The sequence below is a fragment of the Bradyrhizobium sp. AZCC 2176 genome (assembly GCF_036924645.1).
In the GTDB taxonomy this organism is placed as follows: Bacteria; Pseudomonadota; Alphaproteobacteria; order Rhizobiales; family Xanthobacteraceae; genus Bradyrhizobium.
Genome location: NZ_JAZHRX010000001.1, coordinates 6,408,592 through 6,433,772, shown reverse-complemented (window position 1 = coordinate 6,433,772; position 25,181 = coordinate 6,408,592). Strand labels below are relative to the sequence as shown.

The following is a 25,181-nucleotide window of genomic DNA, read 5'->3' as shown; positions in this document are numbered from 1 at the left end:
GATGGCCATGGTGAGCCGCTCCGAATTCCTGCCGTGGCTGCCGCCGATCGGGCGCAAGACGCTGTTCGCGCTGGTGGTCGCTTTCATCTGCTTCGCGTTCGCCTTTCCGGTGCTGTGGCTGATCCTGACCTCGCTACGGCCGGAATCCGGCGTCTATTACGTCCATCGCGGTACTGAGTTCACGCTCGGCAATTTCGCCGAGGTGCTGCGCGAGGAACGGATCGTCGAGGCCTTCCTCAACAGCGCGCTGATCGCGACGCTGGCGACCGTGTTCTCGCTTTTGGTCACCGTATCGAGCGGCTACATGCTGTCGCGCTTCACCGGGCCGGCCTCGCGGCTCTGGTTCGGGACCATCTATGTGTTCCGCTGCGTGCCCTACATCTCCTGGGTGTTGCCGCTGTATTTCGTGACGCAAAGCTGGGGCATCTACGATACCTACACCGGCCTGCTGCTGCCGCATGTCGCCGTGCATATCTGCTTCTTCTCCTGGCTGATGAAGGGCTTTTTCGACGGCATCGACCCGTCGATGGAATACGCCGCCATGATCGACGGCTGCAGCCGGTGGGGCGCGTTCATCCGCGTCGCGGTGCCGTCGGCGCTGCCGGCGATTTCCGCACTCGCCGTGCTGTGCTGGCTATTTACCTGGAACGAGTTTTTGTTCGCGCTGATCCTGACCGGCAACCGCGTGCCGATGATCACGGTTGTCATGGCGCAGTTCGTCACCGAGATGGGGCTGCGCTGGAATCTGATGGCGGCGACCGCGGTGATGGCGCTGGTGCCGGCGTTTCTGATCGCGCTGTTCGGGCAGAAATACGTCATCCGGGGTTTGAGGATTTAGGCAAGCAGAAGCGAGAGACGACACAACGACAAAAACAGGAGGAGTGGCGATGCAGGGACTGGCGAGATGGTTCATGGCGGCGACCGCGGCCCTGGTGGCCGCGACCGGCGGTGCCGCTGCACAGGTGAAGGAGTTGCGGATCGGCTACCAGCCGAGCCCGATCCAGGACGCTTCGATTGCGATGTTCGAGGCCTGGGGCGCCAAGAACGGCGTCAAGATCGTCAAGGTGCCGAATTCCTACGGCGTCTATGTCGAGAAGATGACGGCGTCGCTGACCTCGAACGCCGACCAGTACGACGTGATCTGGCACAATGACGACTGGGGACAGACCTGGGCGCATCTGCTGGAGCCGATGGACGACGTCGAGGCGAATAAATTCGCCGACAAATGGAGCATGGCCCCGGTCGTGTTCGCCAACGCGGAAGGCAAGAACACCGTCGTGCCGATGGGCCAGACGTTTAGCGTGTTCTTCTACCGCTCCGATCTCGTCAAACCGGAGGAGGTGCCAAAGACGCTGGAACAGCTCGTCACCGCAAGCAAGAAGCTGCAGGCCGACGGCAAGGTCAAGTTCGGCTTTGTCGCCGGCATGGCGATGAACCATACCTGGTTCAGTTGGCTCTGGTCGATGTGGGGCAACAATTGCGACGTGCTGATGCCGGCCTACGAGCGCGACAACAAGAAGCTTGCGGCAGCCGGCTGGAAGTCGGGCCTGACCGAACCCTGCATGCAGCAGACCGTCGAATATTGGTGGGACGCGATCAACACCCACAAGATCGTGCCGCGCGGCATGCCGGCCTATGACCGCAACGAGGCCAACGCGATCTTCATGTCCGGCGATGCCGCCTTCACCGTGGCCGATACGCTGTGGTGGGGCACCTTCAATGATCCCGCCAAGTCGAAGATCGCGGGCAAGATCGCAGCCGCGCGCTTTCCGCTCGGTCCCAACCGCACCAAGCCGTTCGCCTGGGACGATATCTGGGGCTGGGCGATCCCGAAGTCGATCGCGCCCGAGCGCAAGAAGCTCGCCAAGCAGATGCTGGAGGCGATGATGCTGGACGAGGAGGGCCAGATGAAGCTCTGGAAGGCGACCGGCGCGCCGCCGCCCAACACCTCGTTCTGGCCGAAGATCGCCGAGCAGGATCAGTTCATGAAGCTGTTGAAGGAGTCGGTACTGGATTCCCCCGACAAGGTGCGCGGCGCCTATTATTTCCCGCAATGGCCCGCCGTGCACAAGGCGTTCAACGACGCCGTCACCAAGGCGGTCACCGGCAAGCGCGAGGACATCGCGAAGGTGCTGGCCGAAGGCGCGCCGCTGGTCAGCAAGGCCGCGCAATAGAGCATGATCCGGAAAAGTGGGTACCGGTTTTCCCTCGCGACAAACGCGTTTGCGCGGAGATCATGCTCAAATATAGTCGAGAATGTGGAGCCCGCCGCGTCAAGCGCGCGGCGGGCTTTTGAAACAGGCTTCAGGTTTGGGTGCGGCTGGGGCAATGGCAGCAATTTCACTGAGCAAGCTCAACAAGCATTATGGCTCGCTGTTCCACGCCGTGAAGGACGTCGATCTCGAGATCGCCGACAGGGAGTTCGTCGCGCTGGTCGGCCCCTCCGGGTGCGGCAAATCGACGACGCTGCGCATGATCGCGGGCCTGGAAGACATCACCAGCGGTGACATCCGGATCGGCGGCAAGGTGGTCAACCATCTGCCGCCGCGCGACCGCGACGTCGCCATGGTGTTCCAGAACTACGCGCTCTACCAGCATATGAGCGTCTATGACAATCTGGCTTTCGGCCTGCGCAACAAGAAGACGGCGGAAGCCGAGATCAAGGTGGCGATCGACCGCGCCGCCGGCATGCTCGGGCTGCATGATCTGCTGCAGCGTAAGCCGAGGCAGCTCTCGGGCGGCCAACAGCAGCGCGTCGCGCTCGGCCGCTGCATCGTGCGCAACCCGCAGGTGTTCTTGTTCGACGAGCCGCTATCGAACCTGGACGCCAAGCTGCGCGCGCAGATGCGCATCGAGATCAAACGTTTGCACGCGGAGATTCCGACCACGTCGGTGTTCGTGACTCACGACCAGGTCGAGGCCATGACCTTGGGCGACCGCGTCGTCATCATGCGCGACGGCCGGGTCCAGCAGATCGGCACGCCGCTGCAGGTCTACGGCAAGCCGGCCAACAAGTTCGTGGCCGGCTTCATCGGCGCACCCGCGATGAATTTTATCGACGTCACCGTGCGCAGTGCAGCGGGTGTGACGTCAGTCGAGACACAAGGCCTGCGGCTCACGGTCGGGCCTGCGGACGCTTCGGCGCTCGTAGCCCACAGCGGCCGGCGCGTGATCCTGGGTATGCGGCCGGAGCATCTCGTGCTCGGCCATGGCGCCCCGGGCTTGGGCTTCGATGCCCGCGTCGAGGTCGTGGAACAGCTCGGCTCGGAAATTTTGCTGGAGACGAGGGTAGGTGCCGCCAGCGTCACCGCCGCTCGCGTGCCGGCGGAAACTGTGATTGCGCGCGGCGATCAGGTCCGCCTGTCGGCGCAGGCTGGGCGTCTGCATTTCTTCGATCCCGAGACCGAGCTGCCGATTTCGAGGTGAAATCGGGTCGAAACGTCCTGTTTTTGTGGCCAAAAGGCCGGGCTTCCAAAAAGGATGGAACCATCCCGAACCTCACGCATTGTCGGCCCTGTCACGGAACAGGTGAGGCATGCTGGTCGAGCGCGGTATTCAGGTCATGAATTTCGAGGTGGTGGGCGATGCCTACGCTATCGCCTCGAACTATCTCCGCAAGACCGGCGCCATCGCCGATACCTTCGCTACCGACGAGCGCTTGCTCGCAATCATCGTGAAGATGGTCCAGCACGGCGAATTCAACAGGCTCCGGCTCGCCAACAAGGCGATCGCCGAATTCGAAGCGCGCATAGCGGCCTGACCGCATCACCCGCATCACGCAACTCAGGAGAAATCCATGGAAGCCGCGATCGACCGCATCATGCAGACCTATGACCTGCTCGTGAACCGCACCACCGCGGCCAGCGATGAGGCGCGCGCCAAGGTGACCGAATACGTCGCCAAGCTGGTGGAAGCGGGCGAGAAGGATCCGCACCGGCTGACGGTGTGCGGGCTGACCTATTTGCGCCAGCTCGACGGCAGCAACGATCCGGTGAAGGCGGGGTACACGGGGCTGTAAGGCGGACGCCGTCCTGCTTCGCGTCCGGGTCCGGCCGGCGTGCGCTCAGGGGCCCCTCCTGAAGGGGGCCTTGCCTGCCGGGCACGCTCCGCCATAGATTTCCTTATCTGGCGTGAGGGGCTTTTTATGGACGTAGCTATTCCAGCCAACGAGCCTGAGCGGCTTGACGCGCTGAAAAGCTACGCCATTCTCGATACGCTTCCGGAAATCGGCTTCGACGAAATCACCGAACTGGCGGCGCAGATTTGCGACTGCCCGGCCGCGCTGATCAGCTTCGTCGATCCATCGCGCCAGTGGATGAAGGCAAAATACGGTCTCCCTCCGGATCTTGCCGAATGCCCCCGAGAAATCTCGATCTGCCAGGCCACGATCTGCAACAACGATATTCTCTGCGTTCCCGATCTGCTCAGCGATCGCCGATTCAACACCAGCCCGCTGGTGACAAGCGGCTTGAACCTCCGCTTCTACTGCGGCGCTCCGCTCATCACGCACGACGGTTATGCGCTGGGCACGCTGTGCGTGGTCGACTTCAAGTCGCGCGAGCTGAGCTTTGAGCAGCGCGAAGCCTTGCGACGGCTGTCGCGGCAAACCATGGTTCATCTGGAATTGCGCCGGCAGTTGCTCGAGCGCAATGAATTGCTGCGTGGTCTGGAGCGGGCCCGCGACCGCGCCGTTGCCGAGAAATCCGAGTCAGAGCGGCTGCTGCTGAACATCCTGCCGGCATCGATCGCAGCCGAGTTGAAGGCGAGTTCGCGCGTCAAGCCGCGATTCTTCGATCTGGCCACCGTCATCTTTATCGATTTCAGTGGGTTCACCCGCATTGTCGAAACAATGGAGCCTGCCAGCGTCATTGATCAGCTCGATCAGCACTTTACCCGGTTCGACGATATCATCGCCAAACACCGCCTTGAGAAGCTCAAGACGATTGGCGATGCCTATCTCGCCGTTGGCGGCGTGCCGGAGCCCAACCGCTCGCACGTGATGGACGCCGCTCTATGTGCGCTGCAGATCATGGATCACATGACGAAGCTGAACCGACAACGGGAAAAGCTGCATCTTCCGGTATGGCAGGCGAGGATCGGAATCAATACCGGGCCGGTGATTGCCGGCGTGGTGGGCAAGCACAAGTTCACCTATGACATCTGGGGGAACACCGTAAATGTGGCGGAGCGCGTCGAAGCCGCCGGAATTCCGGGTCGCATCACGATTTCCGAAGCCACCTGGCAGCATATCAAGGGGCGCTTTGAGACGGAACCCCGCGGCGCCGTCGAGGTGAAGCACAAGGGCCTGGTGAACATGTACTTCCTCAATCGCGTTAAACCGGAATTCTCCTCTGATCCAGCCGGCACGATGCCCAATGAGGGATTCTGGAAAAAGGAATGGGAAACCATTAGGCACGGACTGCCGCTCCATGGAGGCTCGCCATGACCTCAATCACGCGTCGTTTGTTCCTGTCGCTGGCGGCCAGCCTTGCGCCGGCTTCGGCCATCGCCCATCACGGCTGGGGCGGCTATGATACGTCGAAATCGTTCACCGTGACCGGCAAGATCCTGAAATCGACCTTCGAGAACCCGCACTGCGAGATCGAGATGGAGGTCGACGGCAAGCACTGGCGCTTCGTCCTGGCGCCGCCATCGCGCATGCAGGCGCGGGGTGCAACGGCTGACCTGATCGCGCCTGGCAAAACCTGCACGGTGTTCGGCTATCCCCATACCAGCAAGCCGGACGAGGCGCGGATCGAATACATCGTGCTCGAAGGCAAGCGCATCGAACTGCGGTAGGGCAGCGTGGAGCACCAGGCTGCCCCATCGATATTCCTGACCTTGCAGGAAAGCGCGCTGGGCCACGCGATGCGCTCTTCGCCCGCGCTTTATCCTGCGATCGAGATCCTGCATATCATCGGCTTCGTCGTGCTGGTAGGATCGATCCTGGCGCTCGATTTGAGGATGCTGGGGCTCGGGCGGGCGATTGCGATCCAGCCGATGGCGCAATTGTTGCTGCCGTTGTCGCGCGCAGGCTTTGTGCTCGCGATCTGCATGGGATTTTTGCTGTTTTCCGCCGATGCGTCACATGTCGTGAAAAATCCGGCATTCCAGAGCAAGGTGGTGCTGATCGCGGCGGCGCTGGTCAATGTCGTGATCGCGCATGCTGGCCCATGGCGTCATGTTGAAAGCTGGCGTGACGAGGCCTCCGGCGCAGCCAAAGCCACCGCGCTGATCTCGCTCGCGCTGTGGCTCGGCGCGATCGGCGCCGGCCGCCTGATTGCGTATTTCTGATGGAGGCCGTCATGCGCCGCATGCGCTTCGCCGTCTTCGCAGTCCTTCTCGGCTTCCTCGGCACGACGGAGATCGCCAGTGCCGACGACGCGACCGATGCCTGGAAGGCGTTGCGCGCCGGCGGCCATGTCGCCCTGATGCGCCATGCCGATGCGCCGGGCGGCTTCGGCGATCCACCGGGATTCCGCGTCGATGATTGCGCCACGCAGCGCAACCTCAGCAAAAAGGGGCAGGCGGATGCAGCAAAAATTGGCGCGCGGCTCCAGCGGGAAGGGATTGCGTTCGAGAAAATTCTGAGCTCGCCGTGGTGCCGATGCGTCGACACCGCCAGGTTGTTGAATCTGGGGACAGTCGAGACGGAGGCGACATTCGGCAATGTCGTGGTGCTGCGAGATCAAAGAGAGAGCTTGACTTCCGGCGCCCGCGCGCTCATCGCCCAATGGACGGCGCGCGGAAACCTCCTCGTCATGACGCACGGTGCGAACATTCAGGCGCTGACCGGCATCTCGCCGGCCAGCGGCGAGATCGTCGTGGTCAAAGGCGGAAGCGATCGCACTGAGCCTGTCGGTCGCCTGCTTCTCGATTGAGCCGTAGCTCGCGTCCAGACGCTATCGCGCGTCCGCCCTCGCGTCTTTGTTGCGATACCGATTCCAGTTGGCGATCACGGCCTCATATCTGACCGCCTTCGCTGCAGTTTGGATGGCCGCGCCTTCGCCTTGCGTCCGATGGGTCTTCGTATCTGGAAAAACGATAAAGTATCCGAGCAGGCCGACGACCATCGTGCCGTAGATCAGGAAGGCCGTTGTCAGCCAGCGCCGTGAATTGGTCCGGCGCTCTTTCTGTGGGAATGAGCTTTCCATGTTGGGGAAATCCATCTGTCAGCCCCAGGCGTTTATGGACCTAGCCGAAGCACTGCAATGTGAACTGGATCACGTCGGATACATTTCAATGATTCCGGCGCACGCTGCGGAGCAGGCGGCTGATTGCGCTTCGCCAGGAAACCTCCGCTTCCCCAGCCCACGACTGTACGTCAGGGAAACAGCTGCGTGGTTCAACGTCCGGCCAATTAAATGAAGGGCCGCGACAGGTGTCGGAAATTGCGGGCTATCTAACAGGAGCTCGCGCGGCTTTGCGCGGGTAAGCATGCCACATCATGCGGTAAGCAAGACACACTCGGCGGCCGCGCGTGTCGCGGCTGCAAGAGCTGTTTGGTCGCCAAGAGATATCGAATGCGTTACCCGATAGGCAAATCAGCTAGATGTTGGGTTCAGCCGCTCTCGCAAAATATTTCGATCGCACGCAACTGTGCGCGTTCGACCTCGGGCATGGTTGCAGATCTGCCATTCTGGTCGAGAGGCTGCGGCTCACTGTCTGTCATGGCATGTTCAGCAGCGTGTTCGAAGGCTTCATCACATTTCTGGATCGGGCGGCATGTCTGACGACCTGAACTGGCTGTCCGCCCGCGAGATGATGCGGCGCTTCGCCGAAGGCGAGGTGTCGCCGGTTGATGTGCTGGAAGCCACCCTGGCGCAACTGCACGCGGTCAATCCGGTTCTCAATGCCATCTGCCTGCTGGATGAACCGCAGGGTCGGCGTCTTGCGGCCGAGTCGGCGGAGCGTTGGCGTCGCGGTGCGCCGCTTGGGCCGCTCGACGGCGTGCCTGTCGCCATCAAGGACACGGCGCATGTCGCCGGCTGGCCGACACGCTTCGGCTCGCACGCGACGCTAGCTGTGCCCAGCACGGAGGATACGCCCGGTGTCGCCCGCCTGCGTGAGGCGGGTGCAGTGTTCTTCTGCAAGACAGCTACTCCCGAATTCGGGTGGAAGGGCATCACCCACGGCCCGCTGACCGGCATCACCCGTAATCCCTGGGATGTTTCCCGCACGCCCGGCGGCTCCAGCGGCGGTTCGGCCGCATTGGTGGCGGCAGGCGTTGTATCCCTTGCAACCGGGGGCGATGGCGGCGGCTCGATCCGTATCCCGGCGGCGTTCAGCGGCGTGTTCGGATTGAAGCCGAGCTACGGCGTGGTGCCGAATTTTCTGGGCCCGATGGGCACGCTCGCGGTCTATGGCGGCCTGTCGCGCGATGTCGCCGACAGCGCCTTGATGCTGAACGCGCTGACGCGGCCGGACGCCCGGGATTCCTTCGCCATTCCCTATCGCGGCATCGATTATCTCGACGGTATCGGGCGCGGAGTGGCGGGCATGCGGGTCGCATGGTCGCCCGATCTCGGCTTCCCGGTCGCCGACCCTGCCGTCGTGGCCGGCATGCAACCGGCCATCGACGCGCTGGTGAAGGCCGGTGCTGACGTGCAGCGTGTTTCTCTCGATCTTTCCGGTGCGCAGCATACGCTGCAAGTGATCTGGGGCGCATCACATGCCGCATTGGTGCGTGATTTCGACGGCGCGCAACGGGCGGCGCTCGATCCGGGCCTGCTGCGGCTGGTCATATCGGCCCAAAATATTTCCGCGAGCGAATTGCAGGCGGCCTATGCCGAGATGCGCGCGCTGAGCCAGAGGATGCAGTTGTTTCATCAGGATTATGATCTCCTGCTGACGCCGACCGTTCCCATCACCGCCTTCGCGGCCGGCATCGACACGCCCGATGCTACGCGCTTCCCGCAATGGTTCGATTGGACGCCGCTGACATGGCCGTTCAACCTCACCCGCCAGCCTGCGGCCTCGGTACCTTCTGGATTTGTCGAGGGTCTGCCGATCGGGTTGCAGATCGTGGGACCGATGTTCAGCGAGCAGAACATCCTCCGGGCCGGCCGCTGCGTCGAGCAGGCCTGCGCCACCGGCGCGCGACCGAGCCTTGCAGCGGGCGGCCATGACCGCGACGCGGATCATCAACGGGGTGAAGGGCGTGAACCGGGTGGTGCATGACATGACAACCAAGCCGCCGGGCACGATCGAGTGGGAGTAGGGCGGCGGGTTTCTCTCAGTTCGACATGTCGTTCCTGGGGACGACGGCGACCCGCATCATCAACGAGGTGAAGGCGTCAACCGGGTGGTGTATGACGTGACGAGCAAGCCGCCGGGGGACGGCACGGCCGCCGGATCGGTGAAACCTTCTGCACGGAATGTACCTGATGAAATCTACGCGCCGAAAACCGAAACTCGTTGCCAAGCCGAACAGGGAACCCAGGCTTTCCCGCACCCATGCTCCGGCCGACCTGTCGCCGGTGGACTGGCAACGCGGCTTGCGCCGACAGTTCGGCCGCGAGCAGGCCTTCGGGCTTGAAAATCTGACCGATGAACCGTTTTTCTCCGAGTTTCGCGTCAGCAACCCGGCGTCGAAGTCCAGCTATCGCGTCGCGATTCGAGGCTTGGGGCCGGGCGGCAATTTCTGTTCTTGCCCCGATTACGCCACCAGCGAACTGGGGACTTGCAAGCACCTCGAATTTGCGCTTGCGAAGCTGGAGAAGAAGCGCGGCGCAAAGGCGGCGTTCGCGCGCGGCTACCAGCCTGCATTTTCCGAATTGTATTTGCGCAATGAAGGCAAACGCCGCGTGCATTTTCGCGCCGGAACGGATTGTCCGCCGGCGCTAAAGGAGGCCGCCGCCGGCCTGTTCGACGTTGAACGCGACGGGATGCTGCCGGAGGGGCGGTTTGGCGAACTTGAGCATTTCATGACCACGGCGTCGAAGTCCGGTCATGAGCTGCGCGCTTATGATGATGCGCTCGATTTTGTCGCGGGAAGACGGGACGCGGATCGCCGGGCCTCGAAGCTGGAGCAGCTGTTCCCGCGCGGCGCAGCCGATCCAAAGCTGCGGGCGCTTCTGAAGGTCCCGCTCTATGCCTACCAGGCCGAGGGCGCGCTGTTTGCGGTGCGGGCCGGCCGGGCGTTGATCGGCGACGACATGGGGCTTGGCAAGACCATACAGGCCATTGCCGCGACCGAAATACTGGCACGGCATTTTGGCGTCTCGAAAGTTCTGGTAATCTGCCCGACCTCGCTCAAATACCAGTGGCAAAGCGAGATTGCGCGCTTTTCGGGGCGGCAGGGTAAACATGCGGCACGCGTCATCGGCGGCGGTCGGGCGCAGCGGGCGAAGGATTACGGCCTGGATGACTTCTGCAAGATCACGAATTACGAGAAGCTCAAGCCCGATCTCGATCAGATCGCCGCATGGTCGCCCGAACTGGTCATCGTCGATGAAGCGCAGCGCGTGAAGAACTGGAATACGATTGCGGCCCGCGCCCTGAAGCGCATCGATAGCTCCTATGCGATCGTACTGACCGGCACGCCACTGGAAAACAAGCTCGAGGAGCTGATCTCCATCGTCCAGTTCGTCGATCAGCATCGGCTGGGGCCAACCTGGAAGCTGTTGCATGAGCATCAGGTCAAGGACGAAGCCGGACGCGTCACGGGCTATACCGGGCTGGACAAGATCGGCCAGACGCTGGCGCCGGTCATGATCCGCCGCCGCAAATCCGAGGTGCTGCGGCAATTGCCCAGCCGGACCGACCAGAACCTGCTGGTGCCGATGACCGAAATGCAAATGGAGTACCATAAGGAAAACGCCGACGAGGTGGCGAAGATCGTCCGGCGCTGGCGCAAGACCAGGTTTCTGTCGGAGATGGATCAGCGGCGGCTAATGATTGCGCTGCAGAATATGCGGATGTCGTGCAACAGCACCTATCTGCTGAATCAGGAAACCGACCACGGCGTCAAGGCCGACGAACTGGCGGCGCTGCTCGACGATTTGTTCGCCGATCCCAAGGCCAAGGCGGTGGTGTTTTCGCAGTGGACGCGGACCCATGACATCGTCATCCGCCGTCTCGAAGCGCATGGACACGGCTATGTCAGCTTCCACGGCGGCGTGCCATCGGAGAAGCGGCCGGCACTGATCGAGCGGTTTCGCGGCGACCCCGCTTGCCGCGTGTTCCTGTCCACCGATGCCGGCAGCACGGGTCTCAATCTGCAGCATGCTTCGACGCTGGTGAACATGGACCTGCCGTGGAATCCGGCAATCCTCGAACAGCGCATCGCACGCATCCATCGCATGGGCCAGGCGCGGCCGGTGCGGGTCATCAATTTCGTGGCGAAGGGCACTATCGAGGAGGGCATGCTTTCGGTGCTGGCGTTCAAGCGCTCGTTGTCGGCGGGAATTCTCGACGGCGGCAGTGGCGAGATTTCGCTCGGCGGCTCGCGCCTCAACCGCTTCATGAAGGAGGTGGAAAGCGTCACCGGAAGCATGGGTGAGGGCGAAGCGGTGACACCGGCCGAGGAAGTGGGGAGGAGCGTCGCTGCCGATGATGCCGAATCGGCGGAAGACATGAATGCCGATGCGAGCATTCGCGCCGGTGAGACGGCGCGGACTGACGGGTCCGGGGCACAGCCTCGCGATACGGCTCCCGATCCGTGGCAAGCCTTGATGCAGGTCGGTGCGCAGTTTGTTGCCGCACTGGCGGCGGCCAATGATCCCAAGGCTGACACCAAGGCTGATCACAAGGCTGCGGCGCATCCCTGGATCGAGCGCGATCCGGCAACTGGCGTGCAAAGCCTCAAAATGCCGCTGCCGCCGCCGGAAATCGCGCGACAACTTGCCAATGCGCTTTCTGCACTCGCCGATGGCCTGCGCGGCAAGATTACGTGACGATGCGTAGCCCTACGAGTCCTGCGTTCTGAAACCATCAACGAGGCGTCGTGAACTGCGGACAGCGATGGACATAGTCCCAGGGAATATCCAATACGCAGGTGTAACGGAGGTCGTCCGACGTTTTCAGTGGCGGAGCCTCCACCACCGGTTCGCGAACCTCATTCGGGAGACCATAGAAGACGCCCCCGGTCCCAGGGAAGAAACCGCCCCGGTGATGGTGATGTCGGGGGAATGACGGGAAAGCCGGGCGCTGTGGAGCAACCCCTGCACCGCGCGCTACTCCCGGATCGGCAAATGTCTCGCTTGCGGCAAGGACAAGCGCGACTGCACCGATGGACGCGATAAACGTCGTTTTATAGGTCATGGCACTCACCCATTGGTAGGTTACTGAGCAGCATTCCTAAGACGCTAAGCCGGACCTTTTGTGCCCGCAAAGGCATACTTAATTATTAGTTAAGACGTAATCTTAACGGAGGGGCGCATTCATCTCAACTGCGCGACATCTTCTCAAAGCGCTTGATCAGCCGCTCGCGCTTGAGGCGGGACAGCCGCCTGATCCAGAACAGGCCGTTCAACTGATCGATCTCATGCTGGTGGCAGACGGCGCGCAGCCCCTTCGATTCCTCGGTCTGCAGGTTGCCGTCGATGTCCTGATAGCTGATCCGAACTCGCGCATGGCGCTCGATGTCGTCGTTGACGCCGGGCATCGAGACGCTGCCTTCCTGATGCAGGATGGTCTCGGGCGACGCCCATGTTACTTCCGGATTGACATAGGTCCGCGCGCCGTCGGTTGCGTCGAGGTCGAGCACCACGACCCGCAGGGGGACGCCGATATGCGGCGCCGTGATCCCGATACCGGGCGCGGCGTACATGGTCTCGAGCAGGTCCCTCGCAAGCTCGAGCAGCGCGTCGTCGAATACGGTCACCGGCTGCGCCGGGAGCGCAAGCCTGGGGTCGGGATAACGGACGATGGGGCGGATGGTCATGATCTACCGCCTCGAATAAAGCCGCTCATCCCACCATACCGGCTCGGGCATTGTGTAGGTGATGCCGCTGGTGTCGGGGTGCAGCGGATTGATCAGGATGTTGCGCTCCAGCCTTGCCGGGAGGGACGGCACCATCAGCAGCGCGGCGCGCCGCTCCTCGTACCAGGCCTGCGCGAACGCCTTGCAGATGGTTTCGTTTCGGGAATCCCAGCCGGGATGCGCGGCGGTCTGAAACACCTCGTAGGAGACGCCGTTCGGGATCGTGATCTCGATGAAGTGCTGGTTGGCGGGCATCACCAGGTTGGCGTGCACCAGCTTTTCCAGCAGCGCAGTGGAATAATGCTCCGAGGTGTAGATCACCGGGCTCGTATGCGTGTTCCAGCGTCCGGGATAGAGGCGGGCGCCGTCGGCATCATAGATCGGGAAGGTGCCGCCCGGGTCGCCTATGCGATAGCACGTGAGGACCCGGTCGCTCTTCTGAACGCTCATACGCCGCCGCTATACGCCGCCCGGCCCATCAGGTTGATCACTGCATCGGCGCCAGGGCCGGTCGCGAGCGCCACTTCGAGCGGCGCCTTGTCGTCCAGCATCGGGTGCGGCCGTTCGAGAAAGGCGCGCACCTTGGCTTCGTCGCGGAAGACATCGATCCCGAAGGCGAACACCTTGGCGACGCGCGCCAGGCGGTCGCTTTCCTCGCTGGTCAAAAGCTGCTTCTGCTTGCGCCGGCGCTCCAGCGTCGGCTTGGGCACGACCTGATAGGTGAAGCGGCGGACATCGTTCGGGCTGACACGGCCCGCGAATTTGTCCAGCGCCGAGACCGGCAGGCCCTTCTCGACGGAGTAGGCCAGCGTCAGCGTCGTCTCGGTGTCCTTCGGTTTGACGCCGAGCAGTTCGGCGGCGGTCGCAGCCTGGTAGCCCATGAAAACCCTCTGCATCAGTTGAGGCAAATATATGCCTCAGATGAGGCGAAGTCAAGGGGCCCCGCCGTGCCGTTGCGGGCCGGGACCACACAGCCTAGCGTTTTCCAGGCAATAACTGGTCCAGCGTAATTTTCGAAAGAGCTTGCTCAAAGCAGGCTGCCGCTTCGGATAATGCGCGCGACAAAGCGCGGTTGGCGGAACGTTCGACGACGCATTTGGGATGATCGTCGCTGGTTGCGATCGTGAAGGGCGATCCCGGCTCGAACGCCTTGTAGATATTCAGGAACGTGATCTCGCGAAGCGGCCGCTCGATCTGCCATCCGCCATTCGGCCCGCGCTCGGAGGATACATAGCCGCCTTCGCGGAGCGCACCCATGATCCGTCGCACGACGACCGGATTGGTATCGAGCATCGCAGCGATCGTCTCGGATGTTGCTGTGCCCTCGTTGAAGCTCATGTGAACCAGGACATGAGCAACGCGGGCAAGCCGGGTGTCCTTGCTCACGGCGGTACCTCGCTTGATGTCATCGCAGTCTAGACCGCTTCGCCGGTTATCGCAACAGATACAGTGACAAATTATTGACGCATTTCCGAATATTGTACTAGTAACAGTTACGAGTAGTGACGGGAGATCAGCATGCACTTTGATGTCATCATTATTGGCGGCGGTTTCGCCGGCCTGTCGGCGGCGCTTCAACTGGGTCGGGCGCGCCGGACCGTGCTCCTCATCGATGCGGGGGAGCGGCGCAACCGATTTGCATCGGCCTCTCACGGTTTTCTGGGGCGCGATGGCGTGGCGCCGGACGAGATCATCGCCGAAGCGACCAGCCAGTTGGCGCGCTATGTCACCGTCGCAACCCTGAAGGGATCCGCGTTAAAGGCGGGAAGCACCGAGGAAGGGTTTTACGTCGAGACGCACAACGACAACTTCCATGGCAAGCGGCTGATACTTGCCGGTGGCGTCGCCGACATCCTGCCTGACATTCCGGGCCTCGCCGATCGGTGGGGCAAGTCGATCTTCCACTGCCCTTATTGTCACGGTTACGAGCTCGAACGCGGCGCGATCGGCGTGCTGGCCGCCAGCGCGCTCTCCATGCATCATGCCATGATGCTGCCCGACTGGGGGCCAACCACGCTTCTGATCAACGACAGCTTTATCCCCGACGAAACGCAACGGTCAGCTCTGGCGAGGCGAGGCGTTTCGGTGGAGGAGGGGCGCGTCCGGCGGATATTCGGTCAGCGCCCGACCGTTGAACTCGCAGATGGCCGCACCATTGAATTCGCCGGCGTCTTCACGCTTGGCCGCACCATGGCAGGGCCGATTGCCGAACAGCTTGGCTGTGAGTTGAAGGACGGACCACTCGGAAAATTCATCGGGGTTGACGAGCAGCAGCAAACGTCAATTCCCAACGTGTTCGCCTGTGGCGATGTTGCGCGCGCCGCCGGATCGATCGCGCTCGCCGTATCAGACGGAAGCATGGCCGGCGTGGCCGCCCATCGCTCCCTCATCTTTTAAGCTGAGCTCGCGGGATGGATTAGCTCAGCGGGGCCGCGCGATGCGCGGCCCGATGACAGGCTCCGGCGCAGTCCACCGCAGGGCGTTGCGCAGCCTATGCCAGTCGGCTCAACGCGGGAGCCCATGCCGGGCCGATCGTGGGGTGGTCGGCTTTGATTTCCGCCGTCGTTCCGTCTGCAAATACCAGGGTGACGGGAGATCCCGGGCCGAGATGGAGTGTGATCTGATCTGATCCATCGCCGAAGGAAATCGTGGCCGTGCTGCCGGAAACCGCGACCTGCATGTTGTCGGCCGTCAGTCCCTCTCCCAGTCTGAGGGTGGTGTCGAGACCGGCGTAGACCGTGTCCTTGCCGTCTCCGGCCGAGAACAGAACCGTGGAGCCGCGGTTGGCAAAGATCGTATCGTCTCCTGTGCCGCCAGACGCGACAGTGCCGTTATCGACCGTAAGCGTGTCGTTGCCGGAACCACCGTCGACGAAGCCGTCACTCGATGCGGAGATCCGATCGTCGCCCTCGCCGCCGCTCACGCGGCTATTGGACCATACGCTGATCACATCGTTGCCGGCGCCGCCGTCGACCTGACTTTCGGACCACGCGCTGATGGTATCGTCGCCGTTGCCTCCGAGGACGACGGTATTGGACCAGGCTCGTATGGCGTCGTCGCCATCCCCGCCATGCGCGGCACTGTCCGACCAGATATCAATCTGGTCGTTTCCAGCCCCGCCATAGACGGCGGATTCCGACCAGGCCCGGATGGAGTCGTCGCCGGCGCCGCCGTCGACCACGCTACCCGACCAGACATCGATCGTATCGTTGCCGTCACCGCCATCAACCAGGCTCCTGCTCCACCCTGAAAGCTTGTCGTGGCCGTCCGTTCCCCTGACATGTGTCATTCCGAGCTCCTGTAGACGGAGCAGGAACGCCTGCACCACCGGGGAGAGACCAATGCTGGTTGTCGTCTTCTCCGCTGCCGGATCAATGGCAGGCACGCCCGTGGCGACCGTATTCTGCTCGGCAGTCGGACTGGACCAGGAGAATCGAGGCGGTGCCGGCGGTTGAAGTATCGACAGCGTCAAATTCCAAGCGCCCGGGGTCCCGATCTGCATGACTGTTTACTCCGTTCTGGATATACAACCTCAGGTGTTTCCCGTTTTTGCCCGAGAAAAATTAATGAGGTCTCAAAGCAAAACGGACATGTTGTAGGCGGGGTCAATCTGCCGCAGGCGAGGTGTGAGTGGCGACACTCCGAGGTTGCAGGTTGAGATGCCGACGCAATCACCTTTGAAGGTGGATGGATCATGTCTCCCTGCAGGGAGTTCGGCCAGTTTCAGTAACTGCGAGAAGCCTCGCCTTGCCGCCGCCGTTGCCTCGCAAAAAAGTGAGGCAGCTTGCTCGCCGGCCTGTCGGTTCCGGCCAATCCCGTTCGTCTTCCAGCCAGAGAACTGTGATGGAGACCAGGAATGGAAAATTCTCGTTATCGCTGGGTGATCGTTGCGGCCGGCGGCCTTCTTGGCTGCGTCGCAATTGGCGGCATGTTTTCGTTGCCCGTGTTCCTGCAGCCGATTGCGCGGGATACCGGCTGGTCGGTCACCGGCATTTCCAGCGCCATGACCATCGGCTTCCTCGCCATGGCCTTCACCAGCATGATCTGGGGCACCTTGTCCGACCGGCTGGGGCCGTTGCCGGTGGTGTTGACCGGCTCGGTGGTGCTGGCGGCGAGCCTTGGCCTGGCCAGCCTTGCGACCTCGCTGGTCCTATTTCAGTTCGTCTTCGGGCTGTTGGTCGGCGGCGCTACCGCCGCGATCTTCGCGCCGATGATGGCTTGTGTCACCGGCTGGTTCGATACCCATCGCAGCCTTGCGGTGTCGCTGGTTTCGGCCGGCATGGGCATGGCGCCGATGACCATGTCGCCGCTCGCCGCCTGGCTGGTCTCGAACCATGACTGGCGGACCTCGATGCAGATAGTGGCGCTTGTCGTCGCCGCGATCATGATCCCGGTCTCATTGCTGGTGCGCCGCGCGCCTGCGCTCGAGAGCGGGGCATCCACGCCATCCGGCGATGCTTCGCAACCGGACATGACGCTCGCGCAGGCGCTGCGCTCGCCGCAATTCATCATCCTGCTGCTGACCAATTTCTTCTGCTGCGCCACGCATTCGGGCCCGATCATCCACACCGTGAGCTACGCCATCAGTTGCGGCATCCCGTTGATCGCCGCCGTCACCATCTACAGCATCGAAGGCCTCGCCGGGATGGGCGGCCGTATCGCCTTCGGCCTGCTCGGCGATCGTTTTGGCGCCAAGCGCGTGCTTGTGTTCGGCTTGCTGGCGCAGGCGTTCGGCGCGCTCGGCTATGTCTTCGTGCGCGAGCTTGCCGCGTTCTATGCGGTCGCGGCGCTGTTCGGCTTCATCTATGCCGGCACCATGCCGCTCTATGCTGTTTTGGCACGCGAAAACTTTCCGCTGCGGATGATGGGCACCGTGATCGGCGGCACCGCGATGGCCGGCAGCCTCGGCATGGCGACGGGTCCGCTCGCCGGCGGTTTGATCTACGACACGTTTGCGAGCTACGCTTGGCTCTATATCGGCTCCTGGCTCATGGGACTCGGCGCGTTCCTGATCATCCTGACGTTCCGGCCGATGCCGGCGGCGCGGGCTGTGCCGGTGCCGGCGTGAGGACACCACCCGACACCAGCGCGTCATTCCGGGGCATCGCGAAGCGATGAGCCCGGAATCCATTTCACCGCAGAACGCACTGCCGATGGATTCCGGGCTCGACGCTTCGCATCGCCCCGGAATGACGGCGACAAACTGCGACAAAACCACTTGTCGGGCAAATCAGTAAAAACCTGTCCAGCCCTCCCAGCAAAAATATTCTGCTTTCGTTCTCACCCAAATCAGCGGCATACCTCCGCCCGTCTCGCGGCAGATGAGGGGCGTTGGCCATCGTCACGAACGCGCGGTGAGATGCGATGGACGCTGAGGGCGCGTTAGACGTACGCGCCGGACGCGTACGGCGAAGTCGTGTGGTTCGGGCGCCGCGGTGCTGGCGTTAAGTTGGCGGGAAGTATCCCGCTGGCGACGGAGGCAACAGAGCCGTTCTCCGGGAAGAGCACGAAGTAAGCCGTAAAGCCATTGCGCAGGGAAGGCCGGAATGCTCCCGCTGCCCTGTATGCTCGTGTGCAGTTTTGTTTGCGCAAATCGCACGCGAGACCGCGGGTGCAGCAAGCACCCGGTCTTCCCTGCGCCCTCTGAACGAGAGGGTACAGTTCAAGTGCACACCTCGGGCGCAATGCGCCGCGAGATCGCGAAACTGTATCCACCGTCATTGCGGGCGCAGCGAAGCAATTCATGTCCCGGCATAAAGAAAGAATGGATTGCTTCGCTGCGCTCGCAATGACGCGGAGAAGCCGCGGCGTACTGGATCGCCCGGTCGAGCCGGGCGATGACACCGGGGCTGTTCGAAAACTGAATCGGAAATGCCGCCTACTTCTCCACATGCTGATGCACGAACGACGCGAGCGGCTGGCCTTGCTCGACGATATAGGTCGACAGCATCCGCCCCGTTTCCGGACCGAGGTCACGCGCATTGTGCGGTGTCCGCGGCGGGATCAGGAAACCGTCGCCGGCGTGCAGGATGACGGTGGGACGTCCCTCGACCTTCATCTCGACTTCGCCGGCGATGATGTAGCCGACCTCTTCGCCGGGATGAACGTGCCATCCGGACTCGACGCCCGCGGGAATCTCCGTCTCCACCTGCACGATCTCACGGCCTGGGATCGATGACGGCGCGCGCTGGATGATGCGCCGGACAAGCTTGCCGGCCAGATCGTCGCGGCGCTCGGATGAAGTTGCGGCTCGATCACCCGCGGCGCCCTGTGTGGTCTGAGCCGATGCTGTTCCGGTCGAAAGCGTCACGGCCAGCGCGAGCGCGGGAAGCGAAAGGAATGAGAGGCTTTTGGATAGTCTACGCACGATGGATCTCCTTTGTTGGGCTGGCGTCCTCACCGGCGGCGAACGCATGGGACGTGCCGCCGCCGATGACAGCTTCGCCTGCTCATGCGGCCTGCTGCCGGCCGCGCTGTTCGTTGACGATGTAGTCAGCGTACCAGTCCGGCCAGTTCTCATCGTGCTTGCCGCCGTTCTGCTTTTCGTACTCGCCATGGGCGGCGGCCGCCCGGCGGAACGCGGCGGCGAGATCGGCCGACGAGGTGAACGAGGTGCCGTTGCCGTCGATACGTCCGGGCAACCGCGCGGTGACTTCCTGCAGCAGCCAGCCATTGCCGTCGGGATCGCTGAACGAGGCGTAGGAGCGGTAGCTGCCGCGTTCCGGATCCGGGCCGCTCACCCGGCGCCGTCCGAACAGATAGGGTTCGTCGGTGCCGCTGTGCACGTCGCCTTCGTGGTGGAAGGCCTCGCTGACTTCGATGCCGCGCGCGCGCAGGTTCTGACGCGCCGCCTCAATATCGGAGACGATCAAATAGAGCCCTTGCGCGGAGCCGGGGGCGGCCGGAGTGACGCCCTTGCCGAAGATGACCGAGGCGTTGGAGCCGGGCGGGGTGAACTGGATCACGCGGTAATCGTCGGGGCCGGCGAAGTCGGCGTCGAGCCGCCAGCCGAGTTTTGCATAAAACTGCTTGGCGCGTTCGACGTCAGAGACCGGGATGACGACGATTTCGAGCTTGAGGTCAATCGCCGGCGCATTCGACGTCTGGTTTGCAGATGTGGTGGTCATGGCTCTCTCCTCTGATTAGATCGTGTACGATATATTCGTGTACGTCCTATAAATGCCGGTGGAGCCCAACTGTCAACCCTTCCGATTTAATCGGATGCGATATATATGGATGCGAGACTTCACATGTTCGTGTCGAAAAGGACGACCCCCATGAAACCGAATGATGATCCCAAATCCGCCCAGGCGGCGGGTTCCAGGGACAATTCCCGAGATAATTCAAAGGCCGGCCAGAAGGCGAAACCGCCGGGGGCCGACCGGCGACTTGGCGATTTCCTCTGCTTTGCGATCTACTCGGCCAACCTCGCCTTCGGCCGGGCCTACCGGAAGGGCCTCGACGATCTCGGCCTGACCTATCCGCAATGGATCGCGATCGTGGCGTTGTGGGAGCGGGACGGCCAGACGGTGAGCGAGCTTGGCGAAAAGATGTTCCTGGAATCCAACACGCTGACGCCGATCCTGAAAAAGCTGGAGTCGATGGGTTATCTGCGCCGCCAGCGCGATCCCGCGGACGAGCGGCAGGTGCGCGTCAGCCTTACCGAGGCCGGCCGGCGGTTGCGCGAGAAGGGCATGCACATGAACCTCGTGGCCTCGACCGGACTCAAGCCGGACGAGTTCGCGCGGCTGCAGGAAAATGTCGTCACGTTGCGCGACAATCTGATCAAGGCGACGGCGGAGGAGGCGTGACGGAGCGCTCGACGGCGCTTCGATGTGGTCGGCCTCCGGCGACGCGTGAAGGGGAAGCTGCAATGAATGGCGTGGCAGAGAAGGGCTCGCTTCGCGGACGTATCGCCGTCGTGGCAGGCGCGACGCGCGGCGCTGGCCGCGGCATCGCCACAGCGCTCGGCGAGGCCGGCGCGACGGTGATCTGCACCGGCCGCAGCACGCGCGCCGGTGCGCCAACGCGATCCGACTATGACCGGCACGAGACGATCGAGGAGACCGCCGAGCTTGTGGCCGGGCTGGGCGGCAAGGGCATCGCCATCGCGGTCGACCATCTCGAACCGGCGCAGGTCGCGGCGTTGGCCGAACGTATCCGTGGCGAGTACGGCCGCATCGATATGCTCGTCAACGACATCTGGGGTGCCGAAGTACTGAAAGGTGGGCCGCCGCAATGGAATACGCCGATCTGGAAGCTCGACCTGCAGAAAGGCTTGCGGATTCTGCGGCTCGGCATCGAGACGCATCTGGTGACGTCGCATTATCTGTTGCCGCTGCTGGTCGCGCAGCCCGGCGGCCTGCTCGTCGAAGTCACCGACGGCACCGCCGACTACAACGCGCAGCACTATCGGATCTCCGTGTTCTATGACCTCGTCAAGCAGAGCGTGAACCGTCTGGCGTTCTCGCAAGGCCATGAACTCGCGCCGCATGGGGCCACGGCGGTTGCGATCACGCCGGGCTGGCTGCGCTCGGAAATGATGCTGGAGAATTTCGGTGTCCGCGAAACGAACTGGCGCGAGGCGCTGACGGCGAGGGAAGGCCGGCACCAGGCGCCGCCCGATTTCGCGCTGTCGGAATCGCCACGCTATGTCGGCCGCGCCGTGGCCGCGCTCGCCGCCGATCCGGATCGCGGCAAGTGGAATCAGAAATCGGTGAGCTCCGGCGAACTCGCCCGCCACTATGGCTTTACGGACATCGACGGCTCGCGGCCGGACATCTGGCGCTACACGGCCGAGGTCCGGGAGGGCGGCAAGGTGGCCGAGCTCAGCGATTACCGCTAGCGTTGTCGTGCAATTGGGTGAGAATGAAAGCAGTCCGATGTCTGTCCCCGACGCAAACCATCCGCTCGATTATCCGATCTGGACCGCGCTGACCACCACGCAGCAGGCGTTGGCCGAAGGCGACGCCCGTGCACGGCGCTTTCCGACAGAGATCACGCCGTTCGCCGCCACGGCGGACATGTCGCCCGAAAGCTTTGCAGCGCTTGGCGCGCTGATGTCGCCGCGGGACATCGCCGTGCTGTTCACGCCGGATGCCGTGAAGCCGCCTGCCGGATTCAAGATCGCGCTGGCGGACACCGGCGAGCAGATGATCGGAACGCCGGTCGAAACGCCGACCATCGGCGTCGACATCGTTACCCTCGGTGCCGACGACGTTCCAGCGATGATCGAACTGACGGCGCTCACCAAGCCCGGCCCGTTCAGCGCGCGGACCCGTGAGCTCGGTACGTTCCTCGGCATCCGCGTCGACGGCCAGCTTGTCGCGATGGCGGGCGAGCGGATGAAGCCCGCCCACTACACCGAGATGACCGCCGTCTGCGTGCATCCATCTCACCGCGGCCGCGGCTATGGGCAGATGCTGCTATCCGCCATCTCCCGCCAGATTGTGTCGCGCGGAGAAATTCCCTTCCTGCACGTCTTCACCAGCAATCACTCGGCCATCGCGCTCTACCGGCGGCAGGGGATGGAAATCCGCCGCCGTCTCCACGTGACCGTGTTGAAGAAAGAGGACTGATCGTCTTGACCGATACGATCCTCACGCGTTGCGGGTGCCGTTCGGCCCGCGATCGGGGCCGGGATCCTGGCCGGCAGCCACCTTGGTCAGCCTGCCGATATAATGGATCCAACCCTTGGCATGGCTCGCCTGATGCGCCGCGCTGGGAAGCCCGCTATGGGTCATGCGCAGCAACGTGCCGCCGTCCTGTTCGATCAGGTCGATCTCGATCAGGCCTGATCCCGGTGGCACCTCGTCATTGCCTTCCCAGCCAAAACTGTAGGCAAGGCGATGCACCGGCACCACCTCGCGGAACGTGCCGCGCGCCGTCGCGCTGCCGACGCCCTTCAGCAGGTAAAGCCCGCCCGGATGCATCTCCGTCACGGCCTCGGTGCCCATCCATTGCACGATCTTCTCAGGGTCCGTCAGGAAGGCGAACACGCTGGCGCGCGGTGCGGCGATCTGGGTCTCGCGCTGGACGACAAATGTTTCAGGCATCGAAAACCTCACTTCTCATTGGCATGGTGGGGACTGCAACCCGCACGAGAACATATGCCGGCGCGGGAATTTACCAAGTGCCGATGATGATAATGAATTGTCTCTGCCATAGGGTCGGACCATGCAACTAAGTTCGACGCTGACATGGCTGGTCGACGCGGCCGGCGCTTCGCCGGGCGCAGACCGGTTCCTCGCCGAACTCGGCACGCGCTTGCTTGCGGACGACATGCCGCTCGCCGGTGGGGCGCTGACGCTGGCCGTGCCGCACCCGATCATCGCCCGTCGCACCTGGCTGTGGCGGGCCGGGAACGGCGAAGTGATCGAGGCGGTGGGATTTGCACCGGTGGGATTTGGTCGCGCGGGGAGTTCGTCCGGCGATGCGGGCCGAAACTGGCTGGCCGGGCTCGCCGGCGGCGTGGTGCATGAAGACACCGTTGGCGCGGGAGAAGGCGGGCCGGTGCTCGGCTGGATCGGGCCGCACCGGTTCACGGAAGCGGAAGCCAATCGATTGCGCGAGGCCGCCCGCTTTGCCGCAGCGCCGCTCGCCGCACTTTCGGCGCGCGCGACGCTATCGGCCGCGCTCGAGGCCTATCTCGGCCGGCGCAGCGCCGCGCGCGTGCTGGCGGGGCCGCTACGGCGCGAGGTCGGCGAGACCATTCGGGCGGTGCTGCTCTATGGGGATCTGCGCAGCTTCACCGCGCTATCCGAAGCCGAGCCTCCCGCTGCCGTCATCGCCGCACTCGGCGGCTGGTTCGACTGCATCGGCGGCGCCGTGCATGCCTTTGGCGGCGAGGTGTTGAAATTCATCGGCGACGGCGTGCTCGCGATCTTCCCGGTCGGCGACAAGCCGCGCGAGGCCTGCGACGCGGCACTGCGCGCGGTTGCTTCCGCGAAGGCCGGCATGGCGCATCTCGATACGAGCCGGCGAGAGCAGGGGCTACCGCCGCTGGCGTTCGGTGTGGCGCTGCACCTTGGCGAAATTCTATGGGGCAATGTCGGCGCGGCCGACCGGCTGGATTTCACCGCGATCGGTCCTGCGGTGAATCTGGTCAGCCGGCTGGAAGGGCTCTGCCGGCCGCTTGGCCGAACAGTTTTGATCTCGGGCGCGGTCGCCATTGAGACAAGCACGACGCTGATCCCGCTGGGAACGCATTCGCTGCGCGGCATCGCGTCTCCCTGCGCCGTCTACACGGCGCCCGACAACTAGGCGCAGTTCCGGAACCGCAGGGGTCCATCACGAAAACGTTAAACCGATCGGTTGACTATCGGCGCCGCGCCTCTATACTAAACCACATGGTTGAGCATTCGGCACATCTCGATGCTGTTTTTCACGCGCTGGCGGACCCGACGCGCCGCGCGATGCTTGGTCATCTGGCCGAGCGGGAGCTCACCATCGGGGAAATGGCGACGCCATTTCACATGAGCTTCGCCGGCGCGTCGAAACATGTGCGGGTGCTGGAGAATGCCGGGCTGGTGAAGCGCACGATCCGCGGCCGCACCCATCTGTGCCGCCTCGAAGCGAGTCGGCTGGCGGAAGCAAATGCCTGGCTCAGGCGCTACGAGCGTTTCTGGAGCGCAAAACTCGACTCGCTGGAGGCCCTGCTGCGTGCAGAGGACGAGGCGAAGGCAAAGCAGGTGAAGGAGTAGACAATGAATGCAACGACAAAGCCCGATGCCTATGGCGAGTTGATCGAGCCGACGACACTCAAGATCCAAAGGCTTCTGCCCGGCCCGATCGAACGCATCTGGGCCTATCTCACCGACAGCGAGTTGCGTCGTAAATGGCTGGCGGCAGGCGACATGGAGATGAAGGCCGGCGCGCCGTTCGAGCTCGTCTGGCGCAACGACGAATTGACGGATCCGCCCGGCAAGGCCCCGGCCGGCTTTGGCGGCGAACATCGCATGCAGAGCCGGATTACCGAATTCGATCCGCCCCGAAAATTGTCGATCACCTGGAACAGCACGGGTGACGTGACGTTCGAACTGGAGCCCAAAGGCAAGGGCGTGCTGCTCACGATCATCCATCGGCGCTTCCCCGACCGCGCCACGCTGCTCAAGCACATGGCCGGCTGGCATATGCATCTCGATGTCCTGGTCGCCCGCGCCAACGACAAGGAACCGGCGCCATTCTGGGATGGCTGGGCCCGCCTGCAGCAGGAATACGACCGCCGGCTGCCGGCCTGACAAGCACGCAACACTAC

27 protein-coding genes and 3 pseudogenes are annotated in these 25,181 nt (G+C 63.2%); 21 read left to right on the top strand and 9 right to left on the bottom strand.

The window, feature by feature from the left end; genetic code table 11:
• Window position 1 precedes the first annotated feature (1 nt).
• From V1288_RS30495 to V1288_RS30455, 9 genes are all read left to right on the top strand, one after another.
• The gene (locus V1288_RS30495; RefSeq protein ID WP_334360547.1) at window positions 2-838 is read left to right on the top strand and encodes a carbohydrate ABC transporter permease; all 837 of its coding nucleotides are present in this window, start codon (window positions 2-4) and stop codon (window positions 836-838) included.
• 49 nt (window positions 839-887) lie between these two features.
• Entirely contained in the window at window positions 888-2,174 is a 1,287-nt protein-coding gene (locus tag V1288_RS30490) for an extracellular solute-binding protein (protein ID WP_334360546.1), read from the top strand.
• 154 nt (window positions 2,175-2,328) lie between these two features.
• Entirely contained in the window at window positions 2,329-3,426 is a 1,098-nt protein-coding gene (locus V1288_RS30485) for an ABC transporter ATP-binding protein (protein WP_334360545.1), read from the top strand.
• Between the two features lie 109 nt (window positions 3,427-3,535).
• On the top strand, window positions 3,536-3,760 hold the full coding sequence (locus V1288_RS30480; RefSeq protein WP_334360544.1) for a hypothetical protein: 225 nt from the start codon (window positions 3,536-3,538) through the stop codon (window positions 3,758-3,760).
• Window positions 3,761-3,796: 36 nt separating this feature from the next.
• Window positions 3,797-4,018: a hypothetical protein gene (locus V1288_RS30475; RefSeq protein WP_334360543.1), complete on the top strand. Its 222-nt coding sequence runs from the start codon at window positions 3,797-3,799 to the stop codon at window positions 4,016-4,018.
• Between the two features lie 126 nt (window positions 4,019-4,144).
• On the top strand, window positions 4,145-5,446 hold the full coding sequence (locus V1288_RS30470) for an adenylate/guanylate cyclase domain-containing protein (protein WP_334360542.1): 1,302 nt from the start codon (window positions 4,145-4,147) through the stop codon (window positions 5,444-5,446).
• Window positions 5,443-5,799: a DUF6152 family protein gene (locus V1288_RS30465; protein ID WP_334360541.1), complete on the top strand. Its 357-nt coding sequence runs from the start codon at window positions 5,443-5,445 to the stop codon at window positions 5,797-5,799. Before V1288_RS30470 ends, V1288_RS30465 begins: the two co-directional genes overlap by 4 nt.
• Window positions 5,800-5,805: 6 nt before the next feature.
• On the top strand, window positions 5,806-6,294 hold the full coding sequence (locus tag V1288_RS30460) for a hypothetical protein (protein ID WP_334360540.1): 489 nt from the start codon (window positions 5,806-5,808) through the stop codon (window positions 6,292-6,294).
• Window positions 6,295-6,305: 11 nt separating this feature from the next.
• The gene (locus V1288_RS30455) at window positions 6,306-6,881 is read left to right on the top strand and encodes a histidine phosphatase family protein (protein ID WP_334360539.1); all 576 of its coding nucleotides are present in this window, start codon (window positions 6,306-6,308) and stop codon (window positions 6,879-6,881) included.
• 21 nt (window positions 6,882-6,902) lie between these two features.
• On the opposite strand, the gene V1288_RS30450 is transcribed toward V1288_RS30455, so the two are convergent.
• Entirely contained in the window at window positions 6,903-7,169 is a 267-nt protein-coding gene (locus tag V1288_RS30450) for a hypothetical protein (RefSeq protein WP_334360538.1), read from the bottom strand.
• A 556-nt stretch (window positions 7,170-7,725) separates the two neighbouring features.
• Here V1288_RS30450 and V1288_RS30445 point away from each other — a divergent pair.
• The 4 genes and pseudogenes from V1288_RS30445 to V1288_RS30440 form a co-directional block, all read left to right on the top strand.
• Window positions 7,726-9,084 (top strand): annotated as a pseudogene (locus V1288_RS30445) (amidase); the annotation flags it as partial.
• A gap of 43 nt (window positions 9,085-9,127) precedes the next feature.
• Window positions 9,128-9,220, top strand: a pseudogene (locus V1288_RS34185) (GMP synthase (glutamine-hydrolyzing)); the annotation flags it as partial.
• A 4-nt stretch (window positions 9,221-9,224) separates the two neighbouring features.
• Window positions 9,225-9,337: pseudogene (locus V1288_RS34180) on the top strand (GMP synthase (glutamine-hydrolyzing)); the annotation flags it as partial.
• Between the two features lie 49 nt (window positions 9,338-9,386).
• Window positions 9,387-11,897: a DEAD/DEAH box helicase gene (locus tag V1288_RS30440; RefSeq protein WP_334360536.1), complete on the top strand. Its 2,511-nt coding sequence runs from the start codon at window positions 9,387-9,389 to the stop codon at window positions 11,895-11,897.
• A gap of 491 nt (window positions 11,898-12,388) precedes the next feature.
• Here V1288_RS30440 and V1288_RS30435 read toward each other — a convergent pair whose 3' ends face one another.
• From V1288_RS30435 to V1288_RS30420, 4 genes are all read right to left on the bottom strand, one after another.
• Window positions 12,389-12,886, bottom strand: a complete 498-nt coding sequence (locus tag V1288_RS30435) for a peptide deformylase (RefSeq protein WP_334360535.1) — start codon at window positions 12,884-12,886, stop codon at window positions 12,389-12,391.
• Window positions 12,887-12,889: 3 nt separating this feature from the next.
• Window positions 12,890-13,375, bottom strand: a complete 486-nt coding sequence (locus tag V1288_RS30430) for an RES family NAD+ phosphorylase (protein WP_334360534.1) — start codon at window positions 13,373-13,375, stop codon at window positions 12,890-12,892.
• Entirely contained in the window at window positions 13,372-13,806 is a 435-nt protein-coding gene (locus tag V1288_RS30425; protein WP_334360533.1) for an antitoxin Xre-like helix-turn-helix domain-containing protein, read from the bottom strand. The genes V1288_RS30430 and V1288_RS30425 overlap by 4 nt, the downstream gene beginning before the upstream one ends.
• A gap of 94 nt (window positions 13,807-13,900) precedes the next feature.
• Window positions 13,901-14,311, bottom strand: a complete 411-nt coding sequence (locus V1288_RS30420) for an Rrf2 family transcriptional regulator (protein WP_334360532.1) — start codon at window positions 14,309-14,311, stop codon at window positions 13,901-13,903.
• Window positions 14,312-14,443: 132 nt separating this feature from the next.
• Between V1288_RS30420 and V1288_RS30415 the strand changes: the two genes are divergently transcribed.
• Window positions 14,444-15,322: an NAD(P)/FAD-dependent oxidoreductase gene (locus V1288_RS30415; protein ID WP_334360531.1), complete on the top strand. Its 879-nt coding sequence runs from the start codon at window positions 14,444-14,446 to the stop codon at window positions 15,320-15,322.
• Window positions 15,323-15,416: 94 nt separating this feature from the next.
• Here V1288_RS30415 and V1288_RS30410 read toward each other — a convergent pair whose 3' ends face one another.
• The gene (locus V1288_RS30410) at window positions 15,417-16,427 is read right to left on the bottom strand and encodes a calcium-binding protein (protein WP_334360530.1); all 1,011 of its coding nucleotides are present in this window, start codon (window positions 16,425-16,427) and stop codon (window positions 15,417-15,419) included.
• Window positions 16,428-16,781: 354 nt separating this feature from the next.
• On the opposite strand from V1288_RS30410, the gene V1288_RS30405 reads away from it, so the two are divergent.
• Window positions 16,782-17,993 carry an MFS transporter gene (locus V1288_RS30405; RefSeq protein WP_334360529.1) on the top strand — a complete coding sequence of 404 codons (1,212 nt, stop codon included), beginning with the start codon at window positions 16,782-16,784 and terminating at the stop codon, window positions 17,991-17,993.
• Between the two features lie 810 nt (window positions 17,994-18,803).
• Here V1288_RS30405 and V1288_RS30400 read toward each other — a convergent pair.
• Both V1288_RS30400 and V1288_RS30395 read right to left on the bottom strand, forming a co-directional pair.
• Window positions 18,804-19,292 carry a cupin domain-containing protein gene (locus V1288_RS30400; protein WP_334360528.1) on the bottom strand — a complete coding sequence of 163 codons (489 nt, stop codon included), beginning with the start codon at window positions 19,290-19,292 and terminating at the stop codon, window positions 18,804-18,806.
• 82 nt (window positions 19,293-19,374) lie between these two features.
• Window positions 19,375-20,052, bottom strand: coding sequence for a VOC family protein (locus V1288_RS30395; protein ID WP_334360527.1), 678 nt, complete (start codon window positions 20,050-20,052; stop codon window positions 19,375-19,377).
• Window positions 20,053-20,202: 150 nt separating this feature from the next.
• On the opposite strand from V1288_RS30395, the gene V1288_RS30390 reads away from it, so the two are divergent.
• The 3 genes from V1288_RS30390 (at window position 20,203) to V1288_RS30380 (ending at window position 22,503) form a co-directional block, all read left to right on the top strand.
• Window positions 20,203-20,736 (top strand): MarR family winged helix-turn-helix transcriptional regulator, encoded by a 534-nt coding sequence (locus tag V1288_RS30390; protein WP_334360526.1) that lies wholly within the window; start codon window positions 20,203-20,205, stop codon window positions 20,734-20,736.
• A gap of 62 nt (window positions 20,737-20,798) precedes the next feature.
• Window positions 20,799-21,770 (top strand): SDR family oxidoreductase, encoded by a 972-nt coding sequence (locus V1288_RS30385; RefSeq protein WP_334360525.1) that lies wholly within the window; start codon window positions 20,799-20,801, stop codon window positions 21,768-21,770.
• Window positions 21,771-21,807: 37 nt separating this feature from the next.
• Window positions 21,808-22,503: a GNAT family N-acetyltransferase gene (locus tag V1288_RS30380; RefSeq protein WP_334360524.1), complete on the top strand. Its 696-nt coding sequence runs from the start codon at window positions 21,808-21,810 to the stop codon at window positions 22,501-22,503.
• Between the two features lie 21 nt (window positions 22,504-22,524).
• Here V1288_RS30380 and V1288_RS30375 read toward each other — a convergent pair whose 3' ends face one another.
• Window positions 22,525-22,980 (bottom strand): SRPBCC family protein, encoded by a 456-nt coding sequence (locus tag V1288_RS30375; RefSeq protein WP_334360523.1) that lies wholly within the window; start codon window positions 22,978-22,980, stop codon window positions 22,525-22,527.
• Between the two features lie 121 nt (window positions 22,981-23,101).
• Here V1288_RS30375 and V1288_RS30370 point away from each other — a divergent pair, with 121 nt between their 5' ends.
• From V1288_RS30370 to V1288_RS30360, 3 genes are all read left to right on the top strand, one after another.
• On the top strand, window positions 23,102-24,187 hold the full coding sequence (locus V1288_RS30370) for an adenylate/guanylate cyclase domain-containing protein (protein ID WP_334360522.1): 1,086 nt from the start codon (window positions 23,102-23,104) through the stop codon (window positions 24,185-24,187).
• An 86-nt stretch (window positions 24,188-24,273) separates the two neighbouring features.
• A complete protein-coding gene (locus V1288_RS30365) occupies window positions 24,274-24,627 on the top strand; it encodes an ArsR/SmtB family transcription factor (protein WP_334360521.1) in 354 nt (117 codons plus the stop codon).
• A 3-nt stretch (window positions 24,628-24,630) separates the two neighbouring features.
• Window positions 24,631-25,164 (top strand): SRPBCC family protein, encoded by a 534-nt coding sequence (locus V1288_RS30360; RefSeq protein WP_334360520.1) that lies wholly within the window; start codon window positions 24,631-24,633, stop codon window positions 25,162-25,164.
• Window positions 25,165-25,181 lie beyond the last annotated feature (17 nt).

What these genes read in the sequence shown, in the direction of transcription:
- V1288_RS30370 (WP_334360522.1), top strand. Translation starts at nt 23,102, where the DNA reads ATGCAACTAAGTTCGACGCTGACATGGCTGGTCGACGCGGCCGGCGCT.
- V1288_RS30475 (WP_334360543.1), top strand. Translation starts at nt 3,797, where the DNA reads ATGGAAGCCGCGATCGACCGCATCATGCAGACCTATGACCTGCTCGTG.
- V1288_RS30450 (WP_334360538.1), bottom strand. Translation starts at nt 7,169, where the DNA reads ATGGATTTCCCCAACATGGAAAGCTCATTCCCACAGAAAGAGCGCCGG.
- V1288_RS30455 (WP_334360539.1), top strand. Translation starts at nt 6,306, where the DNA reads ATGCGCCGCATGCGCTTCGCCGTCTTCGCAGTCCTTCTCGGCTTCCTC.
- V1288_RS30415 (WP_334360531.1), top strand. Translation starts at nt 14,444, where the DNA reads ATGCACTTTGATGTCATCATTATTGGCGGCGGTTTCGCCGGCCTGTCG.
- V1288_RS30495 (WP_334360547.1), top strand. Translation starts at nt 2, where the DNA reads ATGGCCATGGTGAGCCGCTCCGAATTCCTGCCGTGGCTGCCGCCGATC.
- V1288_RS30360 (WP_334360520.1), top strand. Translation starts at nt 24,631, where the DNA reads ATGAATGCAACGACAAAGCCCGATGCCTATGGCGAGTTGATCGAGCCG.
- V1288_RS30430 (WP_334360534.1), bottom strand. Translation starts at nt 13,375, where the DNA reads ATGAGCGTTCAGAAGAGCGACCGGGTCCTCACGTGCTATCGCATAGGC.
- V1288_RS30395 (WP_334360527.1), bottom strand. Translation starts at nt 20,052, where the DNA reads ATGACCACCACATCTGCAAACCAGACGTCGAATGCGCCGGCGATTGAC.
- V1288_RS30365 (WP_334360521.1), top strand. Translation starts at nt 24,274, where the DNA reads ATGGTTGAGCATTCGGCACATCTCGATGCTGTTTTTCACGCGCTGGCG.
- V1288_RS30490 (WP_334360546.1), top strand. Translation starts at nt 888, where the DNA reads ATGCAGGGACTGGCGAGATGGTTCATGGCGGCGACCGCGGCCCTGGTG.
- V1288_RS30385 (WP_334360525.1), top strand. Translation starts at nt 20,799, where the DNA reads ATGAATGGCGTGGCAGAGAAGGGCTCGCTTCGCGGACGTATCGCCGTC.
- V1288_RS30425 (WP_334360533.1), bottom strand. Translation starts at nt 13,806, where the DNA reads ATGGGCTACCAGGCTGCGACCGCCGCCGAACTGCTCGGCGTCAAACCG.
- V1288_RS30480 (WP_334360544.1), top strand. Translation starts at nt 3,536, where the DNA reads ATGCTGGTCGAGCGCGGTATTCAGGTCATGAATTTCGAGGTGGTGGGC.
- V1288_RS30470 (WP_334360542.1), top strand. Translation starts at nt 4,145, where the DNA reads ATGGACGTAGCTATTCCAGCCAACGAGCCTGAGCGGCTTGACGCGCTG.
- V1288_RS30375 (WP_334360523.1), bottom strand. Translation starts at nt 22,980, where the DNA reads ATGCCTGAAACATTTGTCGTCCAGCGCGAGACCCAGATCGCCGCACCG.
- V1288_RS30405 (WP_334360529.1), top strand. Translation starts at nt 16,782, where the DNA reads ATGGAAAATTCTCGTTATCGCTGGGTGATCGTTGCGGCCGGCGGCCTT.
- V1288_RS30435 (WP_334360535.1), bottom strand. Translation starts at nt 12,886, where the DNA reads ATGACCATCCGCCCCATCGTCCGTTATCCCGACCCCAGGCTTGCGCTC.
- V1288_RS30485 (WP_334360545.1), top strand. Translation starts at nt 2,329, where the DNA reads ATGGCAGCAATTTCACTGAGCAAGCTCAACAAGCATTATGGCTCGCTG.
- V1288_RS30380 (WP_334360524.1), top strand. Translation starts at nt 21,808, where the DNA reads ATGTCTGTCCCCGACGCAAACCATCCGCTCGATTATCCGATCTGGACC.
- V1288_RS30440 (WP_334360536.1), top strand. Translation starts at nt 9,387, where the DNA reads ATGAAATCTACGCGCCGAAAACCGAAACTCGTTGCCAAGCCGAACAGG.
- V1288_RS30410 (WP_334360530.1), bottom strand. Translation starts at nt 16,427, where the DNA reads ATGCAGATCGGGACCCCGGGCGCTTGGAATTTGACGCTGTCGATACTT.
- V1288_RS30465 (WP_334360541.1), top strand. Translation starts at nt 5,443, where the DNA reads ATGACCTCAATCACGCGTCGTTTGTTCCTGTCGCTGGCGGCCAGCCTT.
- V1288_RS30390 (WP_334360526.1), top strand. Translation starts at nt 20,203, where the DNA reads ATGAAACCGAATGATGATCCCAAATCCGCCCAGGCGGCGGGTTCCAGG.